Source organism: Martinezella multihospitum (genome assembly GCF_900094585.1).
Lineage (GTDB): Bacteria > Pseudomonadota > Alphaproteobacteria > Rhizobiales > Rhizobiaceae > Rhizobium > Rhizobium multihospitium.
Map to the genome: position 1 here is coordinate 236,202 of NZ_FMAG01000008.1, position 25,377 is coordinate 261,578.

General features: G+C 59.3%; 24 protein-coding genes. 15 read left to right on the forward strand and 9 right to left on the reverse strand.

Annotated features, from left to right (window positions below; all coding sequences use genetic code 11):
• The first annotated feature begins 39 nt into the window (after positions 1 to 39).
• The 10 genes from GA0061103_RS27750 to GA0061103_RS27795 all read left to right on the forward strand — a co-directional run bounded on the left by GA0061103_RS27750 (position 40) and on the right by GA0061103_RS27795 (position 10,426).
• A complete protein-coding gene (locus tag GA0061103_RS27750) occupies positions 40 to 984 on the forward strand; it encodes a carbohydrate ABC transporter permease (protein ID WP_092716884.1) in 945 nt (314 codons plus the stop codon).
• Positions 974 to 1,822: a carbohydrate ABC transporter permease gene (locus tag GA0061103_RS27755; RefSeq protein ID WP_092716886.1), complete on the forward strand. Its 849-nt coding sequence runs from the start codon at positions 974 to 976 to the stop codon at positions 1,820 to 1,822. Before GA0061103_RS27750 ends, GA0061103_RS27755 begins: the two co-directional genes overlap by 11 nt.
• A 28-nt stretch (positions 1,823 to 1,850) precedes the next feature.
• Positions 1,851 to 3,047 (forward strand): glycoside hydrolase family 172 protein, encoded by a 1,197-nt coding sequence (locus tag GA0061103_RS27760; protein ID WP_092716888.1) that lies wholly within the window; start codon positions 1,851 to 1,853, stop codon positions 3,045 to 3,047.
• Between the two features lie 315 nt (positions 3,048 to 3,362).
• Entirely contained in the window at positions 3,363 to 4,571 is a 1,209-nt protein-coding gene (locus GA0061103_RS27765) for a glycosyltransferase family 4 protein (protein ID WP_092716889.1), read from the forward strand.
• Between the two features lie 15 nt (positions 4,572 to 4,586).
• Positions 4,587 to 5,576, forward strand: coding sequence for an NAD-dependent epimerase/dehydratase family protein (locus tag GA0061103_RS27770; RefSeq protein ID WP_092716891.1), 990 nt, complete (start codon positions 4,587 to 4,589; stop codon positions 5,574 to 5,576).
• A 218-nt stretch (positions 5,577 to 5,794) separates the two neighbouring features.
• A complete protein-coding gene (locus GA0061103_RS27775; RefSeq protein ID WP_092716893.1) occupies positions 5,795 to 6,748 on the forward strand; it encodes an N-acetylglucosamine kinase in 954 nt (317 codons plus the stop codon).
• Positions 6,745 to 7,611, forward strand: coding sequence for an amino acid ABC transporter permease (locus GA0061103_RS27780; protein ID WP_092716895.1), 867 nt, complete (start codon positions 6,745 to 6,747; stop codon positions 7,609 to 7,611). The genes GA0061103_RS27775 and GA0061103_RS27780 overlap by 4 nt, the downstream gene beginning before the upstream one ends.
• Positions 7,608 to 8,396 carry an amino acid ABC transporter ATP-binding protein gene (locus GA0061103_RS27785; RefSeq protein ID WP_092716897.1) on the forward strand — a complete coding sequence of 263 codons (789 nt, stop codon included), beginning with the start codon at positions 7,608 to 7,610 and terminating at the stop codon, positions 8,394 to 8,396. Before GA0061103_RS27780 ends, GA0061103_RS27785 begins: the two co-directional genes overlap by 4 nt.
• 63 nt (positions 8,397 to 8,459) lie before the next feature.
• The gene (locus GA0061103_RS27790; RefSeq protein ID WP_092717144.1) at positions 8,460 to 9,350 is read left to right on the forward strand and encodes an ABC transporter substrate-binding protein; all 891 of its coding nucleotides are present in this window, start codon (positions 8,460 to 8,462) and stop codon (positions 9,348 to 9,350) included.
• A gap of 68 nt (positions 9,351 to 9,418) precedes the next feature.
• Positions 9,419 to 10,426 carry an SIS domain-containing protein gene (locus tag GA0061103_RS27795; protein WP_092716899.1) on the forward strand — a complete coding sequence of 336 codons (1,008 nt, stop codon included), beginning with the start codon at positions 9,419 to 9,421 and terminating at the stop codon, positions 10,424 to 10,426.
• 7 nt (positions 10,427 to 10,433) lie between these two features.
• Here the strand turns inward: GA0061103_RS27795 and GA0061103_RS27800 are convergent, their stop codons facing one another.
• The 6 genes from GA0061103_RS27800 to GA0061103_RS27825 all read right to left on the reverse strand — a co-directional run bounded on the left by GA0061103_RS27800 (position 10,434) and on the right by GA0061103_RS27825 (position 16,225).
• Positions 10,434 to 11,522 (reverse strand): ROK family protein, encoded by a 1,089-nt coding sequence (locus tag GA0061103_RS27800; RefSeq protein WP_141694478.1) that lies wholly within the window; start codon positions 11,520 to 11,522, stop codon positions 10,434 to 10,436.
• A gap of 246 nt (positions 11,523 to 11,768) precedes the next feature.
• On the reverse strand, positions 11,769 to 12,536 hold the full coding sequence (locus GA0061103_RS27805; RefSeq protein WP_092717146.1) for an SDR family NAD(P)-dependent oxidoreductase: 768 nt from the start codon (positions 12,534 to 12,536) through the stop codon (positions 11,769 to 11,771).
• A 151-nt stretch (positions 12,537 to 12,687) separates the two neighbouring features.
• Positions 12,688 to 13,449, reverse strand: a complete 762-nt coding sequence (locus tag GA0061103_RS27810) for an ABC transporter ATP-binding protein (RefSeq protein ID WP_092716903.1) — start codon at positions 13,447 to 13,449, stop codon at positions 12,688 to 12,690.
• The gene (locus tag GA0061103_RS27815; RefSeq protein WP_092716905.1) at positions 13,446 to 14,486 is read right to left on the reverse strand and encodes a FecCD family ABC transporter permease; all 1,041 of its coding nucleotides are present in this window, start codon (positions 14,484 to 14,486) and stop codon (positions 13,446 to 13,448) included. Before GA0061103_RS27815 ends, GA0061103_RS27810 begins: the two co-directional genes overlap by 4 nt.
• Positions 14,483 to 15,508 carry an ABC transporter substrate-binding protein gene (locus GA0061103_RS27820; protein WP_425349550.1) on the reverse strand — a complete coding sequence of 342 codons (1,026 nt, stop codon included), beginning with the start codon at positions 15,506 to 15,508 and terminating at the stop codon, positions 14,483 to 14,485. Before GA0061103_RS27820 ends, GA0061103_RS27815 begins: the two co-directional genes overlap by 4 nt.
• Before the next feature lie 282 nt (positions 15,509 to 15,790).
• Entirely contained in the window at positions 15,791 to 16,225 is a 435-nt protein-coding gene (locus GA0061103_RS27825) for a PACE efflux transporter (protein WP_092716909.1), read from the reverse strand.
• An 84-nt stretch (positions 16,226 to 16,309) separates the two neighbouring features.
• Here GA0061103_RS27825 and GA0061103_RS27830 point away from each other — a divergent pair, with 84 nt between their 5' ends.
• A complete protein-coding gene (locus GA0061103_RS27830; protein WP_092716911.1) occupies positions 16,310 to 17,212 on the forward strand; it encodes a LysR family transcriptional regulator in 903 nt (300 codons plus the stop codon).
• 90 nt (positions 17,213 to 17,302) lie between these two features.
• On the opposite strand, the gene GA0061103_RS27835 is transcribed toward GA0061103_RS27830, so the two are convergent.
• Positions 17,303 to 17,938 (reverse strand): Crp/Fnr family transcriptional regulator, encoded by a 636-nt coding sequence (locus GA0061103_RS27835; RefSeq protein WP_245304885.1) that lies wholly within the window; start codon positions 17,936 to 17,938, stop codon positions 17,303 to 17,305.
• A gap of 757 nt (positions 17,939 to 18,695) precedes the next feature.
• On the opposite strand from GA0061103_RS27835, the gene GA0061103_RS27840 reads away from it, so the two are divergent.
• Complete coding sequence (locus tag GA0061103_RS27840) at positions 18,696 to 19,082, forward strand: hypothetical protein (protein WP_092717149.1); 387 nt, start codon at positions 18,696 to 18,698, stop codon at positions 19,080 to 19,082.
• A gap of 319 nt (positions 19,083 to 19,401) precedes the next feature.
• Here GA0061103_RS27840 and GA0061103_RS27845 read toward each other — a convergent pair whose 3' ends face one another.
• The gene (locus tag GA0061103_RS27845) at positions 19,402 to 19,929 is read right to left on the reverse strand and encodes a GNAT family N-acetyltransferase (RefSeq protein ID WP_092716914.1); all 528 of its coding nucleotides are present in this window, start codon (positions 19,927 to 19,929) and stop codon (positions 19,402 to 19,404) included.
• A 206-nt stretch (positions 19,930 to 20,135) separates the two neighbouring features.
• Between GA0061103_RS27845 and GA0061103_RS27850 the strand changes: the two genes are divergently transcribed.
• On the forward strand, positions 20,136 to 20,609 hold the full coding sequence (locus GA0061103_RS27850) for a VOC family protein (protein ID WP_092716916.1): 474 nt from the start codon (positions 20,136 to 20,138) through the stop codon (positions 20,607 to 20,609).
• Positions 20,610 to 20,885: 276 nt separating this feature from the next.
• Here GA0061103_RS27850 and GA0061103_RS35160 read toward each other — a convergent pair whose 3' ends face one another.
• Positions 20,886 to 21,155: a hypothetical protein gene (locus GA0061103_RS35160; RefSeq protein WP_167376656.1), complete on the reverse strand. Its 270-nt coding sequence runs from the start codon at positions 21,153 to 21,155 to the stop codon at positions 20,886 to 20,888.
• On the opposite strand from GA0061103_RS35160, the gene GA0061103_RS27855 reads away from it, so the two are divergent.
• Complete coding sequence (locus GA0061103_RS27855) at positions 21,133 to 22,254, forward strand: efflux RND transporter periplasmic adaptor subunit (protein WP_245304886.1); 1,122 nt, start codon at positions 21,133 to 21,135, stop codon at positions 22,252 to 22,254. The two genes, GA0061103_RS35160 and GA0061103_RS27855, sit on opposite strands and share 23 nt — an antisense overlap.
• A gap of 9 nt (positions 22,255 to 22,263) precedes the next feature.
• Entirely contained in the window at positions 22,264 to 25,344 is a 3,081-nt protein-coding gene (locus GA0061103_RS27860) for an efflux RND transporter permease subunit (RefSeq protein ID WP_092716920.1), read from the forward strand.
• Positions 25,345 to 25,377: the final 33 nt, after the last annotated feature.

Sequence of the window (25,377 nt, forward strand, 5' to 3'; positions counted from 1 at the left end):
AGTCAGCGCAGCGGCCGTCTCTCTTTACGGGATGAGATCATGACGACAATTGCAGATGCGACGACACGCCATGCGAATGGCAGACGCAAGGGTCTTTCCGCCCGGCATCGTGAGTGGATCGCGGGCTACCTCTTCGTGCTGCCCGACGCGCTCGGCCTGTTCCTGTTTCTCGGCGTGCCGATGCTTCTGTCGCTCGCCTTGAGCGTCTATGAAGTCAACGGTTTTGGCGGCTACAATTTCGTCGGCGCCAAGAATTATATCCGCATCTGGCATGATCCTCTGTTCTGGAAGGGGGCGAGGGTGACCGCGCTCTATGCCGTCATGCTCGTCCCCTCGCTCTATGTGACCGGCCTGGGGCTGGCGCTTCTTGTGCAGCAGACCAATCGCTTCAATGCCGTCATGCGGTCGATGTTTTTCGCGCCAAACATGGTGAGCCTCGTGGTCGTCGCCCTTGTCTGGCAATTTATGGTGATCGACAAGATCGGCGTCGTTGGTCAGACCATGGCGAACCTCGGTCTTCCCGCTATTTCATTTCTCGGCGATCCGAATTTCGCACTGATCACCGTCGTGCTTGTCAGCGTCTGGTTCCTGATGGGCTTCTATATGCTGATCTTCCTGGGTGGCCTGCAGGACATACCGAAGGAATATTACGAGGCGGCGATGATCGATGGCGCGGGGCCGGTCAAGCGCTTCCGATACATTACGCTGCCGCTGCTGAAGCCCACCAGTTTCTTCGTTCTCATGGTGTCGATGGTTGCAGCCGTTGCCGGTGCCCAGGCCTTCGACATCATCTACGTCATGACCAAGGGCGGGCCTGCCAATTCGACGGCGGTACTGATCGTCTACATCTATCAGCAAGCCTTTTCTTTCGGCGCCTTCGGCTATGCGGCAGCGATGTCGTCGATCCTGGTCATTGCGCTCATGGCCGTGACAGCTATCTTCTTTATCGTCACGCGCGGAGGACGTTTCGATCATGCGGAATGACGCCTCCAACGCCTATTTTGCACGATCGCAGGTAACGCTGGTGCGCTGCCTGTGGATGTTGATCGCTGCCATCCTGGCACTGATGACGCTGTTTCCGCTGCTCTGGATGGTCTCGATCGCCTTCAAGCCGGCAGCCGAATCCTTCTCCTCATCGCTGTTACCGGAAGCGCCGACGCTCGACAATTTCATCTACGTACTGACCGGAGTACCCTTCATCCGCTACATGCTGAACAGCTTCTTTGTGTCGGCGACGGTAACGATCGTCGCGCTGTTCTTCCACACCATGGCTGGCTATGCGCTCGCGCGTCTGCGCTTTCCCGGGCGTGAGATCATCTTTCTGGCGATCTTCTCGACCTTTCTCGTCTCGCTCCCGGTGGTGATCGTGCCGCTCTTCATCATCGTCAAGGCGATGGGCATGATCAATTCCTATGCGGGGCTCATCATTCCGGCGATCTTCAACGCCTTCGGCATCTTCCTGCTGCGGCAATACTATCTGTCATTGCCGCGCGAGATCGAGGAGGCAGCGGTGATCGACGGCGCCGGTTATTGGCGCATCTATTGGAGCGTCATCTTGCCCTTGAGCCGGCCGATCATGTCGGCGCTCGCCATCCTGTTTTTCCTCGCCAACTGGAATTCCTTCCTCTGGCCGTTGACGATCACCTCCAATCCGAACCTCTGGATGGTGCAGGTCGGCATCGCCAACTTCAAGAGCCAGTATTCGGCATCCTGGAACTACATGATGGCAGCTTCCACCATCGTCGCCATCCCGACCCTCATTCTCTTCGTGATTTTCCAGCGGCAGATCATGGATTCGCTGAAGACCAGCGGGCTGAAATAGCCGGCTTCATTCAAGACAGGAGACCTTCATGAGCAATCTCGGCCTTTCCCCCCTGCGTGGGCTCGCCAAACTGCGCGAAGCAAAAACGCACCGGTTTTCGAGTTACGACCGCACCGGCGGCAACGACGATCGCTTCCATATCGAGCCGGGGAAGACTGAAGTAATCGCCGAACATTCGGGTGCTGGCATCATTACTCATATCTGGGCGACGCTTGCCTGCGAGAGCGAGAATTTCCTGCGCAAGATCGTGCTTCGCGCTTACTGGGATGGCGAGACAGAGCCGAGCATCGAGGCGCCGATCGGCGATTTCTTCGGCATGGGTCATGGACGCACCGCCAACTACGCCAGCCTGCCGATGCAGGCGAGCCCGGAGGACGGCAAGGCGTTCAACTGTTACTTCCCCATGCCCTTCGGTTCGCACATGAAGCTAACGGTGACGAACGAAGCCGAACACGATCTGCTATTCTATTATTATGTCGATCTCGAACTGCATGATGAACTCGAGGAGGACATGGGACGCTTCCACGCGCAGTATCGCCAATCGCAGCCGCAGGGCATGAGCGACGCCGGCCTCACCAATGAGGAATATCTCTTCGGCGGCGAAAACGTCGACGGCAAGGAAAACTACACGATCCTGGAGGCCGAGGGTCGCGGTCATTATGTCGGCGTTCTCTACAGCGTCTATTCGCGGCGGCGCTCCGAGGTGTGGGACTGGTACGGCGAAGGCGATGACATGATCTTCATCGACGGCGAACGGGGGCTCTCGGTGCCGGACACGGTGCGCAAGCCTGATCCGCGCATCGGGCGGAAGGCGGCGCTGATCGAACCGCGAGATGAAACCGCACCCGGCACCAATGACGCCTGGCCGCCGACGCTGCATGGCACCGGCACGGAGGATTATTTCAACACTGCCTGGTGCCCGACCCAGGAATACAGTGCACCCTATCACGGCATCATCGCCGCCGGCGGCCCAAACTGGACCGAGCCGGTGACGCTCTATCGCTGGCATATCGAAGATCCGGCGATCTTCCAGAGGCATATCCGCGTGACGATCGAGCACGGTCACGCCAATCGCCGCTCCGATGATGTTTCTTCAGTCGCCTTCTGGTATCAGGCCGAGCCGCACAAGCCGTTCGGCGCATTCCCCGAGGTTGCGGAACGCGTGCCGACCTTCCGCCGGCCGTTCAAGGAAATGGAGATCGCCGTGAGGAAGGCGAGGGGCTGAGAGCGGCGCGCTTCAGACCTGACTGCAAGGGCTGATTGCTTGAAGCGGCGATCATATCCCGTCTGTCGGGCGTCGCCTGGCAATCGCGCAAGTAACGAAGCGAAGGTGCATAGATCGGCAAGCATACGCTATCGGCATTTCCCTCTCTTGCATCGGCGAAACCCTGTGGATTCAACCTGAAAGCGGGATGTTCTCGTGCGAATGGATGAATTGAAAAGCTGGTGTGTTAGGGCGCTTTATGTATCGGGCGCAAAACGTAAGAGTATGGTTTCTTTCGCTGCGCCTGGTTAATGCCACAGGCGAGTTGCTGATCTCATGCGTCTCATACTTGTCAATGATGTTTCGATCGTTCGCGGTGGCGCAACCAAGGTGGCGCTGCAATGTCTTGAGGCAAGCAGAGATGCCGGGCTGACATGCGCCATACTGGTCGGCGATGATGGCGAAGGCCTCAAGCCGCGCTTTGCCGGTATCCGGACGGTTGCGTTGGGCGAACGCGCCCTTCGGGAAGGCCCGGCGACCGCCGATATCCTTGCGAAGAACTACAATCGGCGGGCTTATGAGGCGATGGAGGGCCTGCTTCGGGAATCGGATGAGGAAACCGTTGTCCACGTGCACGGCTGGTCGCAGATCCTCTCGCCATCGATCTTCTATGCGCTTGCCAGGCATCAGGTCAAAGTCATCGTCACGGCGCATGATTTCTTCCTGACCTGCCCGAATGGCGGCCTTATCAATTTCCGCAGCGGCGAGGTTTGCGACATCAAGCCGTTGTCTTTCGCCTGTCTGACGACCAATTGCGACAAGCGCAGCTATCTCCATAAGCTTTGGCGCTTCCGTCGCACCCTGACGCAGCAGGGGGTCGGCGAGGGATTTTGGAGCCGCGTGGCTATCGTCCTGGCGCATGAAAGCATGGAGGCGTTTCTGCGCACCGGCCCCTTCCGGCATTTCACGACATTGCGCACGCCGACGCAGCCATTGACGCCGGCGCCGGTCGAGGCGTGGCGCAACCGCCGCACTGTTTTCCTCGGCCGCATGTGCTGGGAAAAAGGGGTTCATACCTTGGCGGACGCGCTCAACAAGACGGGCAGGACGGCAACGCTGATCGGGCGCGGGCCGCTGCTTGCCGAGATGCAGCGGCTGTTGCCGCATTGCTATGTGCCTGGCTGGCTAAGCGACGAAGAGGTGACTCAGATCGCCGGCAAAGCGCGCGTTTTCGTCATGCCGTCGCGCATGCCCGAGCCTTATGGCCTGGTCGCCGCCGAGGCATTGATGTCCGGCATCCCGGTCATCGTCAGCAGCAATGCGTTGATTGCGACGGAGGTCGAGGAGAATGGCGCCGGTCTGGTATTCGATAGCGGCGATGCGGATTCGCTGGCCGAGAAATTGGTGGCGACGGATGACGACCGCTTGATGCGGCGGCTGAGCGAAGGGGCATTGGCCCTTGGCCGCCGCATCGCGCCGAGCAGAGCGGAATGGGGGCGCCGCATGGTCGATATCTATCTGGGACGGGGTGATTTTTCTGCATAGTGGTTGGGGGAGACAATGGCACGCGCATTGGTGACTGGTGGTTGCGGTTTCGTAGGCCGGCATCTTGTCCGGCGACTTCTTGCCGAGGGCTTGGATATCGTTTGCGTCGATTCACTGGTCGCGGGAACGGGCGCGCTGCATCCGGAACTGTGGCAGCCGCTTCAGCGTTCCCGCTTCACCTTTTGCGAAGAGGATTGCCGGACGTTCTTCGCACGCCCTCCGGAGCATTTCGACTATGTCTTCCATCTGGCCGCGCTCGTCGGCGGTCGCTTGACGCTCGAGACGCGCGCGCTCGACGTTGCCGAGGATCTGGCGGTCGATGCGGAACTGTGGCAGTGGGCATCACGTGCCAAACCTGGTTCGGTAATATTCTTCAGCTCCAGTGCGGCCTATCCGGTGTCGTTACAGACCGTCGCCAACCATCGGCTGCTGTCGGAGGACATGATCAATTTCGACGCCGCCATCGGTGTCCCCGATCTCAGCTATGGCTGGGCAAAATTGACCGGCGAATATCTGATGAAACTTTATGTCGAACGCTACGGCCGGCGAGCCATCGCCTATAGGCCGTTCAGCGGCTATGGCGAGGATCAGGATCTTGCCTATCCTTTCCCGGCGATTTGCCGCCGTTTGCTCGCGGAAAAGGGTGCGCCCGAAGTCTTCGTCTGGGGCTCGGGCCGTCAGTGCCGGGATTTTATCCATATCTCGGACTGCATCGACTTCATCTGGCAGACGAGGGAGCTGCTTCCCGACGGGGCAAGCCTCAATCTATCGACCGGCACCGCCACTTCCTTCATCGAGCTGGCCGAGACGATCAGTCGGCAGATCGGCTGGCAACCGGCTGTCACCGGGCGATCGAACCATCCGGAAGGGGTCTTCTATCGCTGCGGCGACACGGCCCTGCAACGCTCCTACGGACTGACCCCCTCGGTCGGTCTGGAGGAGGGGATTGCGCGGACGCTCGCATATCTTCAGGCCGAGCAGGCGTCATACGCACTCGCCATGTGACCCCATCACCAATCATAGCTGTCGTGTCCCGTCGATGAGGTCCGGGGCCGACCGGTTGTGCCCCTCTGAATTCGGCTGCTTTGCAGCACTCGCTCAGGCCATGAATTTGGACGGGTCAGTTCAGCATCAAGATTGTTCACCGATCCGAGAGAATCGCGAAATAACGCTTGCGCCCCTCTTATAATTAGGTAAGTTACCTAACAAATTGATTGGGACGCATGATTGTTGGAATTGATATTGGCGGAACCAAAACGCAGCTCATCGCCGAGATGGGTGGCGAGACGGTTGGCGAAAGGGTCGTCTACACAGCCGAATGGCGCGCCCGCATCGATCATGATGCGGATGCGCAGGCGCTCGTTTCGCTGCTTGTCGCAACGACTGGAGCGACACCGGAGATCACGGTCGTCGGCGCGCATGGCTGCGACAGCGACGAGGATCGGCTTGCGCTGCAAACAAGGCTTGCCCGGCATTTGCCCGGTGCCGTGCTCGTTCTCAACGACTCCGAGCTGTTGCTGCCGGCGGCGGGCAAGACGAGGGGCATTTCCGTCATCAGCGGCACCGGTTCGATTGCGGTCTCGCGCGACGCTGCGCGCAGGATGATCGCATCCGGCGGCTGGGGCTGGTATCTGGGCGACGAAGGAAGTGCGAGCGGTCTTGTGCGGGAAGCGGCTCGGACCATCCGCTTTGCGCTTGACCAGGGGCAGCCGCTTGATCCCCTCGGTCGAAGCTTCATCGACGCCCTTGCCATATCGTCGCCGATCGAGATCGGGCGGGCGTTGGGCGAGATTGGATCGGCAGCCGGCATAGGCCGGCTCGCACCGCTGGTATTCGACGCCGCGGATGCAGGTTCGCGATACGCTAACAAGGTCATCACGGAGGCGGGTGCCTCACTCGCCGTGCTCACGGCGCAATTGCTGGAACGTGGCGCGCCGCGTGGCGACGTTGTTACCGGCGGCGGTGTCATTGCTCGTCAACCGCGGCTTCTCGCGGCCTTCAAGACCGCCCTCGGCGACCGTCTGCCTGATCTGACGCTGACCCTTCTCAACGAGCCGCCGGTGGTGGGGGCGATGGTGCTGGCCCGCAAGCTCAGCCGTGGTGATCTGCCGGCCACCTTGCCGCCGCCACATATCGACGGTGAGCTGAAAACTGCCGATGATTGGAGAGCCGCATGACCTCCCAAAAAATCATTCCCGCACGAAATTGGGGGCAGCGCGTGATCGCGGCCCTGCTGATCGCGGTCGTCGCGCTGCTTGTATTCATGGTCGGCACCAGCCGCCACATCGCGTGGTCGGCCATACCCCAATATATCTTCGACGAGACGATTCTCGATGGCATCCGGCTGACTATCCTGTTCACCGTCTTGTCGATGATCATCAGCATCGTTGCCGGTGCGATCCTTGCCACCATGCGGCTTGCGTCCAATCCGGTGCTGTCTGGTTTCGCAAGCCTCTATATCTGGTTCTTCCGCGGCACGCCGCTGCTGGTCCAGATCATCTTCTGGTTCAACATCCAGCTTTTCATTCCGAGCATCGATGTCGGATCGATCCATATCGACACCAATTCGATCGTAACTGCGTTCGTCGCAGCGCTTCTTGCCCTTAGCCTCAATGAGGCGGCCTATATGGCGGAGATCATTCGCGGCGGACTGCTCGCCGTCGATAGCGGCCAGCATGAAGCCGCCAAGGCGCTCGGTTATACACCGGCCCAATCGATGCTGCGCATCATCTTTCCCCAGGCGCTTCGCGTCATCATCCCGCCGATCGGCAACCAGACGATCTCGATGCTGAAGACGACCTCTCTCGTCTCCGTCGTCGCAGCCCAGGATCTGCTGACGCGTGCGCAGAATATCTATGCCAGGAACTTCCTGATCATCGAACTGCTGATCGTCGCCAGCATCTGGTACCTCGTGATGACCACCATCGCTTCCGCCATCCAGCTCGTCATCGAAAGCCGGCTTGGAAAATCCACGAACCAGGCGCCCGGCCTCCTGCAAGGCGCACTGCGCCTCATGGGCGCGGAAGGGAGAAACGGATGAGTGCTCCTACAACATCGTCCTCGGCAAAGGCCCTCGTCCAGGCGGTCGGCGTCCACAAATCCTTCGGTTCGCTCGAAGTGCTGAAGGGCATCAATCTCTCCGTCGACAAGGGCGAGGTCGTCTGCCTGCTCGGTCCCTCGGGAAGCGGAAAATCCACCTTCCTCAGATGCATCAACCATCTCGAGCGAATGTCAGCGGGCCGCATTCTCGTCGACGGCCAGTTGATCGGTTATCACGAGCGCGGCGATGCCCTGCACGAGATGAGCGGCAAGGAACTGGCCGCGCAGCGCCGCGACATCGGAATGGTGTTCCAACGTTTCAATCTTTTCGCCCATCAGGACGTGCTGACGAACATTTCTCAGCCGCCGATGCTCAATCGCGGCAAGTCGCGCGAGGAGGCGGTAGCTCGCGCACGAGAGCTTCTGAAGATGGTCGATCTCGAAGGTCGCGGCGGCGCCTATCCCTATCAGCTCTCCGGCGGCCAGCAGCAGCGTGTGGCGATCGCCCGGGCGCTGGCGATGAACCCGAAATTGATGCTCTTCGACGAGCCGACATCCGCACTCGATCCCGAACTCGTCGGCGAGGTGCTGAATGTGATGCGCAAGCTCGCCGCCGACGGCATGACGATGATCGTCGTGACGCATGAACTCTCCTTTGCCCGCGAGGTTGCCGATCGGATCGTGTTCATGGATCAGGGTGTCGTCGTCGAGGAGGGGCCGGCACGCGACGTACTCGACAATCCGCAGCAGGAAAGAACTCAGGCGTTTTTGAGACGGATGCACTGACTGGCAGGCACCGCCATGAGGCCGCACGTCCTTCACGTGCACCAGGAAAAAAGGGGAATGACAATGACAGGGAAGACCAAACTGACAATCACCTTCGCCTTGGCGATGATACTGGGAAGCTCCACGGCATGGGCCGCCGGCGTCGACCAGAAGCTGCACGCCATGCTGCCCGAAAAGATCCAGTCTTCGGGCGAGATCAAGGTCGGTACGGAGCCGCAGACACCACCCTACGATTTCTACGGTGAGGACAACAAGACGATCATCGGCCTCGAACGCGAACTGCGCGACGAAATGGGCGCCCGTCTTGGAGTGAAATTTGTCGACGTGCCGGCGCAGTTCGCCAGCATCATCCCCGGCATCCAGGCCGGCCGCTTCGATATGGGTATGTCCGCCTTCGGCGACTTTGCCGAACGCGAGAAGATCGTCGATGTCGTCAACTACATGCTTGAGGGCACCAGCATCATCGTGCTGGAGGGCAATCCGAAGGGCGTACACAAGCTGAAGGACGCCTGCGGGCTCAACGCCGGTGCAGTCCAGGGCTCGATCCCGCTTCAGCTTCTCGACAAGCAGAAGACGCTCTGCCCGGCCGACAAGCCGCTCAACGTCATGCAGTTCCCATCGAACGACCAGATCAAGATCGCGCTGCAGAGCGGTCGCGTCGACCTTTCCATGGATACGACAGGCGTTGCGGCCTACAGCCTGCAGCATCAACCTGCCGGCAACAAGAAGTTGGAGCTCGTGTCCGGTGCCCAATATGCGGTCGGTTACCAGGCAATGCTCGTCGGCAAGGACGATCCGAAGCTGCGCGATGCGCTGGCCGCCACCATGCAGTCGATGATTGACGACGGCTCCTATGCCAAGATCTTCGAGAAATGGGGTCTTGGCGAAAACAAGCTCGACAAGGTCACCATCAACGATGCGGCGCGCTTTGCCGACTATATGAAGCTGGATTGAGATCCGCCAATCCTCAGGCGGCCGCAATTTGTGTGGCCGCCTTTCCTTACAAAGATACAGGAATGATCATGACAGACAGAGTGCCCTACCGCGAAGCGATCGCATTGCAGCCCGCTGCCCTCAAAACCTGCTTCAGCGCCGTTTCCCGGCGGTTGGAAACGCTCGACCTGGAGCCGGTAAGGCGTGGACCGACGGTTCTCGTCGGGATCGGCGCCAGCCTCTATGCGGCGGTCGTCGCCGCGGCGCAGATGCGCGTGCAGGGCCTGCGTGCCTTCGCCTTGCCCGGCACTGATCTCTATGACCCATCGGTCGATGCCGGCGAGGCCTATATTGCTTTTTCCGCCTCCGGCCGCAGCGAAGAACCGGCGCGCGCGATGGAGCTCCGTCCCAACGCTCATTCCTACGGTATTGCCAAGGCGGACGGCACGCCGATTTCGCGGGTCGTGAAGCATATGATCGCAACCGAGAGCGGTGCGGACAGTGGTCCGAACACGACGAGCTATCTCGGATCGTTGCTGAGCGCAGCCCTGCTTATCGACAAGGCCGGTCGCCCGTCCAGCGCGAATTGGCAAGAGGTTTCAGATCGCGCCGAGGCTGTATTGACCGAAACGCGCGCTCAGGCCGACAAGGCCGCCAAGTTGCTGGCCGGCAAGACGTCAATCGATTGTGTCGGCGCGGGTACGGCACTCGGCACGGCCGGCTATGCGGCGCTCCTGATCCGCGAAGCGGCGCGCGTCGCTGCCCAGGACTGGGATACGCTGAACTTCCTCCATGGGCCGATGGAGCCGAACAGCAGAGATAGTGGCGTCCTGTTGTTCGGCAATGGTCGCGAGGTGAAGCTGGCGCAGGATCTCGCCGGTTTCGGCATTCCCTCCGTCCTCGTCACCGCGCGGACCGATATTGCGGATGCCGACAATCTCGTCATCATCCATGTGCCGGCCTTCTCCGAAGGCATTGGCGATGCCATTCTGCAGGCTATTCCCGCACAGTTGCTGATTGCGACGCTCTCGGAGGATGCCGGTCTGCCGGTCTGCGAATTCCGCTACCGTCAGACGGACACGAAACGGGATATCTGAGCCTCGCTCAGATGCTGATCTGACCTGCGGTCAGCGCACTCGGATACAGGAAAGTGGTCTTGCCTTCCTCTCCCAAAAGTCTCGCCATTGCAAAGTCGATGGCGAGACGCACGGCGCCAAGAACGGTCGCCTGATTCGATAGCTGGCCATTGACCACTTCCACCGGCCAGCACAATTCCTTCACCACATCCCTCACGCCAGACAGCAATTGCGGGTTTTGCCCGACGCCGCCGCCAAGCACGATCAGTTGCGGATCGAGCACGCTGACACAGGCGGCAGCGAGGTTTCCGACATCGCGGGCATGCTGCTCGACAATGGCGCGAGCCGTCGGGGATTGTTCCACGCGGGCAAAAAGCTCGCTGGTGCTTTTCGGCGGCGCACCTTCATTTTCAGGCCAGCCTGCCGCCGCGCGCTCGAGAAGGGCCGCGGATCCCATATAGGTTTCCACTTGCTGCCATTTCGGCCGCTCATGTTCCGACCAAGGAAAGGGTAGGTGGCCGATTTCGCCCGCGCCACCCTTGAAGCCTCGGAAAAGCCGGCCGTCCAGCACGATGCCCATGCCGGTCTTGACGCCGATCTGCATGTAGATCGCGAAGGAATACTGTTTTGCCGATCCTTCGTGATATTCGGCAAGGGCAGCGCAATTGACGTTGTTTTCAAGCAATACGGGTGCGCCATAGGTGGCTTGTAGCTGCTCCAGAACTGGTATCAAGGTCTCGCGGCCGAACATTCTCTCCAGCGATGCCGAGATGATGTTGGGCAGGGCGATCGCGATTGCGCGCAACGGCGTCGATCGCGTTTCGAACTGGGAAAGCAACCGTGCGACGACATCTTCTATAAGAAGAAACCGTTCATCGGCGGATTTGTCGACAAGCGGCATTTCGACGGTTCCGAGTGTCGTGCCGTCAAGGCCGCGGGCAATGGCGTTGATATGGGTCGTGCCGCAGTCGACGCCGATGACGAAGCCCGCTTTTGGGCCGAGACCGTAGGTGACGGAGGTTCGTCCGACCGAGCCGCGATTGATGCCGGCCGGCGCAAGCAGGTCGTGCCGTTCAAGTTCGCTGACGGCTGCCGACATGGTGGGTTTCGAAAACATCAGCGCCGCGCTCAATTGCGGTCTTGTCGCAGGGCCGCTGCTCGCGATGGTTCGCAGCACTGCCCGCGCACTCTCCGTCAGCGGCGGCGCGTCGATTCCGGTCTGTTGCCAAGCTGTACTCAAAGGACACCCGGGGCAGTGAAGTCATTCGTAAAGCTCCCTTACCATCGGTTTTACGAAATTGACAGCCATATCCTATTGAAAAATATCAATTTGCTTGGATGATCGCGTGCGGATGCTTTCCTGTCAGATGGCGGTAAAGCCATTGTCGACGAAGAGGTGGATGCCATTAACGAAGTTGGACTCGTCGGAGGCCAGATAGAGGGCGGCGCGTGCCACATCCTCGGGTTCGCCGATCCGTCCTTGCTGCGCGGCGATCGCCGCATCCGAGACATCGACGCCAAGCGCCTGCAGCTCGGCCACCTCACGCAGTCCGTGCGGCGTGCGAATGAAGCCCGGGCAGACGGCATTGCAGCGGATATTGCGATCGCGGAACTCGACGGCGATGGCGCGGGCAAACATATGCACGGCCCCCTTCGTCGTGTCATAGAGCACCTCCATCGGGGTTGCCGCGACCGCCGAGATCGACGACGTGCAGACGATGGAGCCGCCGCCGGCAGCAATCATGCCCGGCAATACTGCCTTGGTCATCAGGAACATCGAGCGGACGTTGACGCCGTGCAGCCACTCCCATTCCTCCAGCGTCGTTTCGAGGAACGGCTTGATGACGATGGTGCCGGCATGGTTGAAGAGCACGGTCACGGCGCCAAAGCGGCCCTCGATATCCTTGACCGCGGCATTGACGGCCGCTTCATCCGAAACATCGGCAACCCAATGGTCGGCGATGCCGCCGGCATCGCGGATTTCACGCACGGTCTCTGCCGCCGCATCGCCGTTTCTGTCGATGATCGCGACCTTCGCACCTTCGGCCGCAAACAGGCGCGAAGCTGCCCCGCCCATGCCGGTGGCGCCGCCCGAAATGATGGCAATCTTGCCCTTGAGCCTATCCGTCACGCATTCCCCCATCTGCCGCATGCCCAAGACCGGCGCCTTGCGATCTTTTGCCGATGCCCTTCAAAATCCTCGAACCTGTCGAGGTTGTCGCGAAAGATGCGCTCGGTTCCATGGCGAGGCAAGGGCAATCAAGGGTCGATTCCGGATTATCTCATCGCAGATAGTGAATATGCGGCCGGGAGTGGTGAGGAGAGGTTTCGATCCTTGCCTCGACGGCAAAGACGTTTTTCAGCAGATCTTCGGTCAACACGCCCTCCGGGGTGCCGGAGGCGACTATCCTGCCCTGCTGCATGATAATCAATTCATCGCAGAACATGGCGGCATGATTGAGATCGTGAAGAGCGATGATGCTGGTGACCGGCAGGCCGGCAACCAGCCGCATCAGGCTGATCTGATGCTGGATATCGAGGTGGTTGGTCGGCTCGTCGAGGATCAGTTCCTTCGGCGCCTGTGCCAAGGCCCGTGCGATGTGGGTGCGCTGTTTTTCCCCACCCGACAGGCTCTGCCATCGGTCGTTGCGTTTCTCTCTCATGCCGGCACGTACGAGAGCGTCTTCGATCGCCTCGTCATCTGCCGATGTCCAGCCGGAAAACATCGAGCGATGCGGAAACCGGCCGAGCTTTACGACATCGATGACCTTGAGATTGGCGTTGGTGGTGCTGTGCTGCTCGACGAAGGCGACGCGCCTTGCGATCGAACGGCGGGACATCCGCTGCAGATCTTTCTGTTCGAGAGTGATGCGACCGGAATTCGGCCGTTTCAAGCCGGCAAGCAGACGCAGGAGCGAGGTCTTGCCGGAGCCGTTCGGCCCGAGCAGGCCGAGCATCTTGCCGGCGGGTGCCTCGAAAGAGACCCCGTCGAGTACAGTCTTCGCGCCGATTTTCCAGACGATGTTGTCGGCCTTGATGCTCATGATGCGCGCTGGAACCGATAGAGAATGATGGAGAAGAAGGGAACGCCCACCAGCGCCGTGACCACTCCGATCGGCAGAACCTGCTGAGGGATGAGGGCGCGCGAGGCGATATCCGCCAGCACCATGAAGATTGCTCCGACAATGGCGCAGGCCGGCAGCAGCCGGATATGGAGCGGGCCGACGAAGAAGCGTGCCGCATGCGGCACGACGAGACCGACAAAGCCGATCGATCCGACCATGCTCACGATCGTCGCCGTCATCATCGCGGTCAGCGCGAAGAGCCCGATCCGGGCTTGTCCGACATTGACGCCGAGAGACGACGCGGCCTCATCGCCAAAGGCGAACGCATCCAGGACACGGGCGTAGAGCAGACAGACTGCGAGACCGAAGCCGACAATGGTCGCGACCAGCATGAATTCCGGCCAGCGGACGCCGCCAAAACTGCCGAGCAGCCAGAACATCACATCCCGGGCCTGCTGTGCGTTTCCCGATGTCGTCACGATATAGGAGGTGGCAGCGTTGAACAGCTGGGAGGCGGCGACGCCGGCAAGGATCGTGCGGTCGGCGCCGCCTCGCGTGCCGTTTGAAAGCAGAGCGACGAAGAAGAAGGCCGCGAACGCGCCGGCAAAGGCGCCGGCCGAAAGAGAAACAGCGCCGGCGCCGATATTGAGTATGACGATGGCGACCGCGCCGGTCGAAGCGCCCGCCGAGATGCCGAGCACATAGGGTTCGGCAAGAGGGTTGCGAAGGAGCGATTGCATGATCGCGCCTGAGAGTGCCAGGCCCGCTCCGCAGAAAGCGGCCACCAACGCACGGCTGAGGCGATAGTCCCAGATCACCGTTTCGTGGATGCGGTTAAGTTCGATCCCCGTCCATCCCAGCCTGTTGGTGATGGCGTAGAAGGTCGTTGAAAGCGGGATCGGCAGGTCGCCGATGCCGACGCTAACACCGATCGTCAGGCTGATCGCCGCGAGAGAGGCAAAAAGCAGCAGGCCGATGGCGGCCAGCTGCCTCAGGGGTCGATAGGTGTCGGTCACTTCAGGAGACCAAGCGCCTTGAGTTGCTGGGCGACCTGCTCGGCGCCATAGATCGTCCGGATGGTCGGGTTCATGGCCTGGCCGTCCATGACGACGATTGCCTTGTTCTTGACCGCGGCTAGCTGGCTGACGGCGGGATCGGTGGTGAGAAACTTGATCTTGGCTTCCGGCTTGTCGAATTCCCAGCGATTGCGATCGAGGCTGGCAACGACGATGACATCCGGGTTTGCCGCGATGATGCTCTCCCAGCCGAGCGTCGGCCACTCGGCTTCCGCCGTGATCGCATTGTGGCCGCCCAGCAGATCGGCGATGAAGCCGGATGCGCTGTTCTTGCCGCCGAGATAGGCATCGGAAGAGGGCGACTGGCTGGAAAACCAGAAGACATAGGAGAGCTGCTTGCCATCCTTGGAAACAGTGGAGCGCAGTGCCGCTTCGCGGGCCTTGAAATCGGCAATCAGAGCCTGCCCGCGATCCGGTACATTGAAGATCTGCGAGAGTTCATCGATCTCCTTGTAGAGGAGGTTCATATTCCACAGCTCTCCGCGGCTGCCATACTGGTCCTTGACCACGGCGGTGCTGAGGCAGGTGCTTGGCGACAGATAGGTCGGGATGCCGAGCTTTTCGAAATCTTCGCGCTTGGCGACCTTGCTGCTCGGCCCCATCAGGCTCGGTAGGGCGGCTGCGACGAAATCAGGGTTTTCCGAGAGGATCGATTCAAAGGTCGGGAACTCGACCGTCAGCAGCTTGACCTTGGAATTGGCTTCCGCGAGCTGCGGCAGAACCTTGCTCGGCCAGAAGGCGGTGCCGGCCATTTTGTTCTCAAGGCCGAGCAGGAGAAGAATTTCGGCGCTATTCTGTCCGAGCCCGATCGCGCGCTCCGGAGCCTTCTGGAACGTGACCTTGGCGCCGCAATTGTCGATGGTCAACGGATAGCTGGTGGAGGCGGCGGAAGCTGCCGTTGCGGCAAAACCGAGCGCCGCGCAAAGAGCTGAAATGGTCAAAACTGATTTCAATATGGTCACGAAAATATCCCGGTGGCTATTGTCAGCGCGATCGGACGAAAGCGCCCGCGCGATATAGCCTTGTCGCCCGGTTACAAACAAGAGGAAAAAAGTCATATTATTTCTTTGTGCCAAAAGCCTCTCGTCGGGCATTTCCCGACGAGAGGCTGCACAGAGCGCGTGGGGTGAGGGAACACGCGGCTACACTATGTGTGGCTGAAGGGCAGAGGCCCGGTCATCATGCCGAAGCTGGCGCACTACTGCGACGCGCCGATCAGATTTCAAGGCGAAGTGCCCCGGTCTTCAGGATGCCCGTGGCAATGGCAGTATCCCAACGGGAAATACGCGGTCATACGCAATGTTGAAGAAGAAGGCGTATACCAGGTAGAACGCGACGATCGCGATATCCATCGCCAATGCCGCCATCAGGCTGATGCCGAGATACCAGGCGATGAAGGGAATGAGCACGATGATCAGGCCGGCTTCGAACAAGGCCGTGTGGGCGATACGGATCGGGATGGTCTTCTGTATGCTGCCCTTGATGCGCATCATCGCCTTGTCGAACCCGACATTGTAGATGAAATTCCACACCGTCGCCGCCGTGGCGGAGATGATGCCGACAATCCCTATGTGTTCGACGGGCTGATCGAACAGCAAGGCGGCGCCCGGCGTAAAGATCGCCAGACCGATGAGTTCGAACATGACCGCATGCCGGACGCGGTCCTTGAAGCTACGCATTTCAAAGTCCTCTATTGTTGTCGGCGATGTTTCTATCTGATATTCCTCATAGGTAAAGTTAGATAGTATCTGGAATTAAGATAGATGGCGGTTTCGCTCGAACAATTGGAAGCCTTCGTCACCGCTGTCGAAGCAGGCTCGTTTTCGGCGGCGGCTCGGCGTCTGCACAAGGCACAATCGGCAGTAAGCCTTCTCGTTTCGACGCTGGAGGATGATCTCGGCATCAAGCTTTTCAGCAGGGCGACACGGAATCCGACATTGACTGCGGCGGGCAAGCGACTGCTGCCGGAGGCAAGGCTGCTTCTCGATCGTCGCGAACATCTGATCGGCGTCGCAAGAAGCTTCGAGGAGCATGTCGAGACTCGGCTTGTCGTTGCGATCGACGAATTGTATCCGGAGCCATCGACCGGGGCGCTGTTTGCCGCCTTTGCCGATCGCTTCCCGCATGTCGAGCTGGAACTGCTGTTTCCGCCGACCAAGGATGTCGTTGGCCTCGTTCTCAACGGCAAGGCCGACCTCGGCGTGATGTGGCGGCAGGAGGATCTTCCGCCCATGCTTGGTTTTCACACGATCGGCTGGGTTCCCCTCATTCTGGTTTGTGGCCGCGACCATCCCCTGGCGCAAGCTCCCGTCACCTGGGAGGAGCTCAAGCGTCACCGTCAGATCATGGTGACGAAGCGGAGCGACGGCACGGAGACTCACCGCCTGCGTGTTGCCGCGGAAGTATGGTGGGTCGAAAGCCACTGGGTTATTTTGCAGATCCTGCAGCAGGGGATCGGGTGGGCGCTGATCCCTGCCCATATTCTGGAAAATTCGCCACTGGCCTCCCAGCTGGCGACGCCAGTGCTTCAATTCGACGAAGGAGCGCATCCGGTCGCGCTTGAGCTCGTCTGGCACAAGCAGCGCCCGGCCGGCCCGGCGGCGAAGTGGCTCCGGGAACAATTTGCAGCAAACGGGATCGACTATCGAAAGTCCGAAACTGCTTAGCCAGGATGCGAAGGGCTGCCTCCCGGTGTGCGGTTTAGCCGCTCATATCATATCGGCCAGTAGCAACAGTCGATATTCGCCGCACGTTGGCTATCGCAGATACGCCGAGTCGAAATCAGCCAGATGCTCCAGCTTTCCGCTATCAAGAAGCGCCACTCGTCCCTCATGAAATGTCATGGCATTCAATTCGCGAAGCTGCCTTAGAACGCGATTGAAATGAACGGCGGTCAGCCCGAGTGCATCGGCAATCAGTGACTGCGTCAAGGGACATTCATATGCAGCCCTCGTGCCGAGGCCAGCAATGTTCAATCTGGCACCGAGTTCGAGAAAAAAATGAGCCGTCCTATTGATAGGCTTACGTCGCCCGATATCAACCAGGTGCTGGGCTACGATGGCTTCATCGCGAAACGCAGACCAAAGAACAGACATGGCGAGGCAATTATCTGTACAAAGCGCCGACAAAAGACTTTCAATGTCTATATCGCCGACTTCAAGACAGGTTATGGCGCAAAGATTATCGTCGCAATCGGGAGTCAGAAGCCGCCTCATACCCAAGAGGTCGCCGGGTATATGGAAATTAATAATCTGCCGCGTTCCATCGCGCAGTAACCTGTAGGAACAGGCCCAGCCAGTGTAAATTATATATGCTTTTCGACTTTCTTCTCTATCGTGGATGAGGTCGCATCCTTTCATGCAGATATGTTTGCGGCTGACAAGCGCATCCACGGATTCCCTACCCATAGTCAAGTAAGATATATGCGAGGTTGAATGATATATATTCCGGTTTGTTGGGATAGAAGGAAGGCGAGATTTGCTGTCAAGCGGGAGCAGATCATGTGGCATAAGGATGCCTTCAAGGTTCGAGACCGGCACACTACCCCTTCAGGCAATATTATAATGGAGAGTATTTTTCGAAAACTTAACTCGAATTAACAATTGGGGGGACGCAGGCTGCACCTTCCGGTTAATTTGAAGATTTCCTGAAGTCTTACAACGTATTAGCAAGACACTGACTGGCGGACGATCGGTATCACGAGCCGAGCACTTCTTAGTGAAACAGTTGTGATGATGTGTTCAACACCCATGCAACAGCAGAAGATTACGCAGAGAATAACCAGGCGCTATTAGAAGATGACATGGCTAAGCGTGCCCTGTTTCGGTAATTAGCCATACGAAATTTCATATTGGGAACAATGGCTAAGCTGCCGATAACCTCGTCCTCTGGTGACAATGCGTCAGGATCGATCACCATCTCTGTGGCCAACCGAGTCCTTCCTGGTCTCGAACAGAAAATTCAACTTCTGACATCTTTATCGAGATCGATGCAGCCGAAAGGTTGAACGCATTGATCCAGATCATATCGGGCCTGTCCCAAGCGGTTCAGACTGTATGATGCCGGCGTTGCTGGAAACCGCCGGGCTTTCACAAATCGGAAATCATGCCCGTTCGGCAGAACCGGCAATCGCTCCTGATGGAGGTTGCAATGTTGAAAATGCCCAAACCGACGTTCGTTTTCGCTGTCCTGGGAGCGACCTTTGCCGCTCTTGCGGCCTCATCCGTTCCAAGCTTCGCTGCGTTGAGCTGTGTGGAAGGTCTTCAGCTCACCGGAACGGAGTTGCGTGATGCTCCGGCGGGTCAGCAGAAGAGCGAAGCCATGGGATTTTATTCGGCCGCCATGGATGCCCATCACAATCGGCAGGACGGACGATGCGAGGGAGATTTGAATCGCGTTGACGCACTTCTTGACCGCACCGCATCCTCCGCCGACCTGATTGACTCAGGCAATGTCGGTGTGAGTACGCCATCGACGTCGTCCACCTCGTCGCAGCATCATGGCGGCGACCACGGTCATGGCCACGATCGCCACTAGAGCAATTCCAGGAAAAGTGCGTAGCGGTTTTCTGTCCGGAATTGCGTGAAAACAAAGAGATGGAGCGGTTCGGAAATTCCGTGAAAAGCTGAGCCGCTCCAGGCTTTGCCTTCGCCGAATATGCGCATGCGGAATGACCTTGGCCAGATCTGCCGCCGCCGCTTCGGTCCGCATCGTTCAAAGCCTCGACCTGCCTCGCCCGGCCGGGGCGTCCGGGTCGTTGGAGTTCCATTAAATTCGCTGATCTGAGTATGGAGCCGCCGGGCATTCGCAAATCGTGCCTGCGCGGTCCCGATAGAAGATGCGCCTTTCAACGGCTTCAATCGGCGATATTATCCTCGCGTCTGGGTCTGGAAAGGAGCAGGCGGTTCATCTCTGGAACGAAGCGAACCATTCTGAAGCCTGCTGTCTCCAAGACTTTCCTTGAGGCTGCATTTTCAAGGTGGGCAAAGGCGCGGACCTCTCGAATCCGCAGCTCCCTGTCTGCCTGATGCAATGCCGCCGTGACCAATTCCGATGCATATCCACGTCCCCAGGCATCCCGATGGAAAAAGTATCCGATTTCGCAGCCCCAGCCTGGTTCAAACGGATCGTCGTATAGGCCGCCCCAGCCGATGATTTCTGCATCATCCTTTCTGATCACCGTCCAGGGAGCATATCCGTCGCGTCGACGCCGCCATTCGTGAACGGCAATCCGGCGACGGCAGGCGGCAGGTGTCGCGTCCACATGGGTGTGCCTCATGGCTTCCTTGTCGCCCAGAAATTCGAACAGGGCGGCGGTATCGGACAGAAGCGAAGGGCGGAGCAGCAGTCTTGGTGTTTCGATCTGCGATCCGACGTTCCTCATATGATTTCGTCTTCCATATTTGAATGCTTTACGAAACGAGCGGGCGGCAGGTCGACATGTCTGAATCCTTCAACGGCCCGTTGGATGTCGAGGCTACGACAGGAAGCCGGTCATTGCCCAGCCGAAATGGCGTTGATGAGGGTGGAGAAATGCGGTTCTGTGCCTATTTCAAAGAAACGGGAATGGAGAGCAGGAGGACCAGAGTAATGGCAAAGAACACGATTTGCTTATGGTACGACAAGGATGCAGAGGCCGCCGCCAATTTCTATGTCGAGACTTTTCCAGACAGCGTCATGGGCGCCGTCATCCGCGCACCGGGAAACTATCCGGAGGGCAAGCAGGGCGATGTGCTGGTCGTCGAGTTCACGGTCGCGAGTGTCGCCTGCGTCGGCCTGAATGGCGGCCCGGTGTTCAAGCACAACGAAGCCTTTTCATTTCAGATCCATACCGAGGATCAGGAAGAGACAGATCGCTATTGGAACGCCATTGTCGGCAATGGCGGCCAGGAGAGCGAATGCGGCTGGTGCAAGGACAAATGGGGCGTCTCCTGGCAGATCACGCCGCGTATTCTGATGGAGGCGCTTCGCGAGGGCGGCGATCAGGCAAAGCGCGCTTTCGACGCGATGATGACCATGAAGAAGATCGATGTGGCGGCGATCGAGGCGGCCCGGCGTGGCTGAGGGCTGAAGCGGCTTGCCCAGCTGCATCCCATCCCAGGGTCGCCGATGCCATGGCGCTTTGGGATGGCTGTCGTGTGCGGGGCTATGATTGCTTTTATTCAAGACTCCATTAAATATGGATTTAGGCACATGAAATCGGCTGTTGTGGATCGGATAATAACAACTTATCCTTGATCGAATGCAGAGGCAGGCCAATGGCGTTTGACTGGTGAGGTTTACAGAGGATGGCCACACGGAACGCCGCCAGCTGGAATCATTGCAAGATCAGCGCCGTCTTTAGCGTGCGACGTGCACGACTGCGTGGCGAACGTCTTCGCCGAGGAATTTGGCTGATCGAACCTGCCAGTTCCCATAATCGTCGCTTTCCATGCAGAGAATCGGCCGCAGGCAGGCATGTGTTTGCGACTGCTTCGGTGCCGGCAGGTTTCCGAGAGGATTGCCGTGAAATCCTGTCGCGCCGACACCACCAGAATTCCTCCCGACCTGTTTCCGAAGAGTAGAGTTACCACTCATGATAAAACGCATGATAATCATGCTGATCATCATCGGCCTGATCCTTGGCGGGATCTTCGGCTTCCAGGCATTCAAGAACCGCATGATTGCGGCCTATCTGGCTAATCTCAAGTCGCCACCGCAGACCATCTCGACAATTACCGCGGCGATGAGCCCGTGGCAGACGACGCTGCAATCGATCGGCAGCTTCAATGCCGTCGAAGGTGCCAATCTCTCGGCGCAGGTCCAGGGCATCGTCCAGAAGATCGGTTTCGAGGATGGCCAGGACGTCAAGAAGGGCGATCTTATCGTGCAGCTGCTTGCCGATCAGCAGATCGCGACGTTGGATCAATACAAGGCGACGATGGCCAATGCTCAAATCGCTTATGATCGCGACTCCAGGCTGATCAAGGCGAACACCATCGCGCAAAGCCAGGTCGATAGCGATCTGGCGACATGGAAGGCGGCGCAGGCGCAGGTCGCGTCGCAGCAGGCGTTGATCGATCAATATTCGATCCGCGCGCCTTTCGATGGCCACCTCGGCATCAGGCTGGTCAGCCTCGGCCAGTATCTGTCCGCGGGAACCGCCGTCGTGACCCTGCAATCGCTTGACCCGATCCAATTCGATTTTTCGATGCCGCAGCAGGCTCTGTCACAGCTGAAGGTCGGACAGGCGGTAACGGCAACGGTCGATGCCTACGGCAACCAGACTTTCGACGGCAAGATCACGGCGATCAGCCCGCTCGTCGATACCCAGAGCCGTAACATCACCATCCGGGCAACCTTCGCCAATGCCGACCGCAAGCTGCTGCCCGGCATGTTCGGCAACATAACGGTGGTGGTCGGGGAGCCGAAGGAATATATCTCCCTGCCTCAGACCGCCGTCACCATCAATCCTTACGGCAATGTCGTCTATGTGGTGACCGACAAGGGCAATGGCGCTGATGGAAAGCCGCAACTCGTCGCCAATCAGAAGTTCGTCAGCACGGGGCAGGCCCGTGGCGACCAGATTTCGGTGACCAAAGGGTTGAACGCAGGCGAAGTGGTGGTGACCTCCGGTCAGCTGAAACTCAACAACGGCTCGCCTGTCATCATCAACAACGAGGTGCAGCCGTCGAACGATCCCCATGCGAACCCGGCAAATCCCAACTGAGGTGTAGCGATGAATATCACCGATATCTTCATCAAGCGCCCCGTTCTCGCTCTCGTGGTCAGCGCGTTGATTATCGTGATCGGCTACCAGTCGTTCCGTTCGCTCACCGTGCGCCAGTATCCGCAGACCCAGAATGCCGTCGTCACGGTGACGACCACCTATCCCGGTGCGGCGCCCGACGTCATCGCAGGCTTCATCACGACGCCGCTCGAAAACGCCATCGCGCAGGCCAACGGCATCGATTACATGACCTCGACGAGCACCAGCGGCACGTCGACGATCACCGTCAATCTTCGGCTCAACTACAGCGCCGACGCGGCGATGACCGAAATCAACGCCAAGGTATCCTCCGTTCTCAACCAGCTGCCCACGGGCACGCAGCAGCCGATCATGACGGTTTCCATCGGTCAGTCGATCGACGCCATGTATATCGGCTTCCGAAGCGACGTTCTGGCCAGCAACCAGATCACGGACTATCTGACCCGCGTCGTCCAGCCCAAATTGCAGGCGGTCAACGGCGTTCAGACGGCCGAAATCCTCGGCGCGCGAACCTTTGCCTTGAGAGCCTGGCTGCAGCCGGACAAGCTTGCTGCCTATGGTCTGTCGGCCGGCGATGTCTGGACCGCGCTCGGAGCCAACAACTACATTTCCGGCATCGGCACAACGCGCGGCCAGATGACGCAGACGGTGCTGACCGCGCAGACCGACCTGCATTCGGCTGATGAATTCAAGGAGATGGTGGTCAAGCAGATCGGCAGCACGATCGTGCGGCTGAAGGATGTCGCGACCGTTGCCCTTGGATCTCAAAATCCCGACGTCCAGATCGGCTTCGATGGGCAGGACGGCGTGTTCATGGGTATCCAGATCGCCCCGACGGCCAACCTGCTCGACGTGATCGCCGGCGTGCGCGCGGTCTTTCCAAGCATCCAGCAGCAATTGCCGCAGGGGCTCGAAGGCTACATCGTCTATGATTCCAGCACCTTCGTTACCACCTCGATCGATGAGGTTGTGAAGAGCCTGGTCGAAGCTCTCGTGATCGTCATTTTCGTGGTCTTCGCCTTTCTCGGTTCGCCGCGATCGGTCGCCATTCCCGTCGTCGCCATACCGCTATCGCTGGTCGGCACTTTCGCGATGATGTTGATCTTCGGCTTCTCGATCAATCTTCTGACGCTGCTTGCGCTGGTTCTGGCGATCGGCCTCGTCGTCGACGATGCCATCATCGTGGTGGAGAACGTCAACCGTCACATCGAAGAGGGATCGACGCCCATGAGGGCGGCGCTGGATGCCGCGCATGAGCTGGTCGGACCGATCCTGGCCATGACGGTGGTACTGATCGCCGTCTATGTGCCGATCGGTTTCCAGGGCGGCTTGACGGGCGCATTGTTTACGGAATTCGCCTTCACGCTGGTCGGCGCCGTTACCGTGTCCATGATCATTGCGTTGACGCTGACGCCGATGATGTGCTCCCGCATCCTGAAGCCGCACCTGACCGATCGCAGCGGCTGGGAAGAGCGTATCTCCGATTTCATCGACCGCCGCTTTTCGGAGATCCATCGGCCCTATGTGCGCATGCTGCACGGCAGCCTGAACACTGTGCCGGTGGCATTGGTCTTTGCCGTAATCGTACTTGGCAGCATCTATTTCCTCTATACCAGCGCCAAGACCGAGTTGGCTCCCAATGAGGACCAGGGCTTCCTGGCCGCACAGGTGACGAACCCTCCCAATGCAACGCTTCAGCAGAAGCTGCTCAATTCCGACCAGGTCACCAAAATCTTCCGCAGTTTCCCCGAAACCGACAAGACCCTGCAGGTCGAGGTGCCGGGCACGTCCTTCGAGGGCATGGTGCTGAAGCCCTGGGATCAGCGCACGAGAACGGCCGATCAGCTGCAGCCACTGGTGCAGGCCGATCTGGCGAAGATCGCCGGTGGACAGTCCGTGGTCTTCCAGATACCGCCGCTGCCCGGCGCCAGCGGCCTGCCGGTGCAGTTCGCCATCGGCAGCACCAGCGGTTTCGAACAGCTCAACGAGGTCTCCACCGCCTTCCTGCAGGAAGCGCAGAAGTCCGGCGAATTCATCTTCCTGACGAAGGATCTTTACGTCGATAATCCGCAATATTCGATCCAGATCGACCGCAGCAAGGCCTCGGCTCTCGGACTGTCCATGAACAATGTCGGTTCGGCGCTCGCCTCCATGCTGGGCGGCGGCTATGTCAACTATTTCAGTATCGACAACCGCTCGTATCAGGTCATCCCGCAGGTCGAACAGCGGTCGCGCCAGACCATCGATCAGATCATGAACTATCCGATCGCAAACGTGAACGGCAACAAGATCCCGCTTTCGGCGATCGCCACTGCGAAACTCCAGGCCACCCCGCGCTCGGTTGCGCACTTCCAGCAATTGAACTCGGCCACGATCTCCGGCGTGCCGGCACCGGGCGTCGCCGTCGGCGATGCGCTGAATACGCTGAAGTCGATTGCGGCGCGGACGCTGCCGCAGGGCTACTCGGTCGACTATGGCGGGCAGTCGCGCCAGTACGTGCAGGAATCGAGCGGCATGGCGACCACTTTTGCCCTCGCCCTGATCATCGTGTTCCTGGCACTCTCTGCGCAGTTCAACAGCTTCCGCGACCCGTTCATCATCCTCGTCTCCGTGCCGATGTCGATCGCAGGCGCGCTCGCCTTCATCAGCCTTGGCATCGGCGGCGCGACGATGAACATCTATACCCAGGTCGGCCTGGTGACGCTGATGGGGCTGATCAGCAAGCACGGCATCCTGATCGTCGAGGTGGCAAACACGCTGCAGGCGGAGGGAAAAACCAAGCGCGAAGCGATCGAGGGGGCCTGCGGCATCCGCTTGCGGCCGATCCTGATGACGACGGGCGCCATGGTTCTCGGCGTCGTGCCGCTGATCCTGGCGACCGGCGCCGGTGCCGCCGCTCGCTTCAACATGGGCCTTGTGATCGCCACCGGTCTTGCCATCGGAACGCTGTTCACGCTCTTCGTCGTGCCCGCAGTCTATATGCTGCTCGCAGCCGATCATCACAAGAAAGATGCGCCGGAAACAGAAGCAGAGCCGGCCCCCACGCATTAATGGGGTCGGCAGCAAGATGGGCTTGAGAAAGTC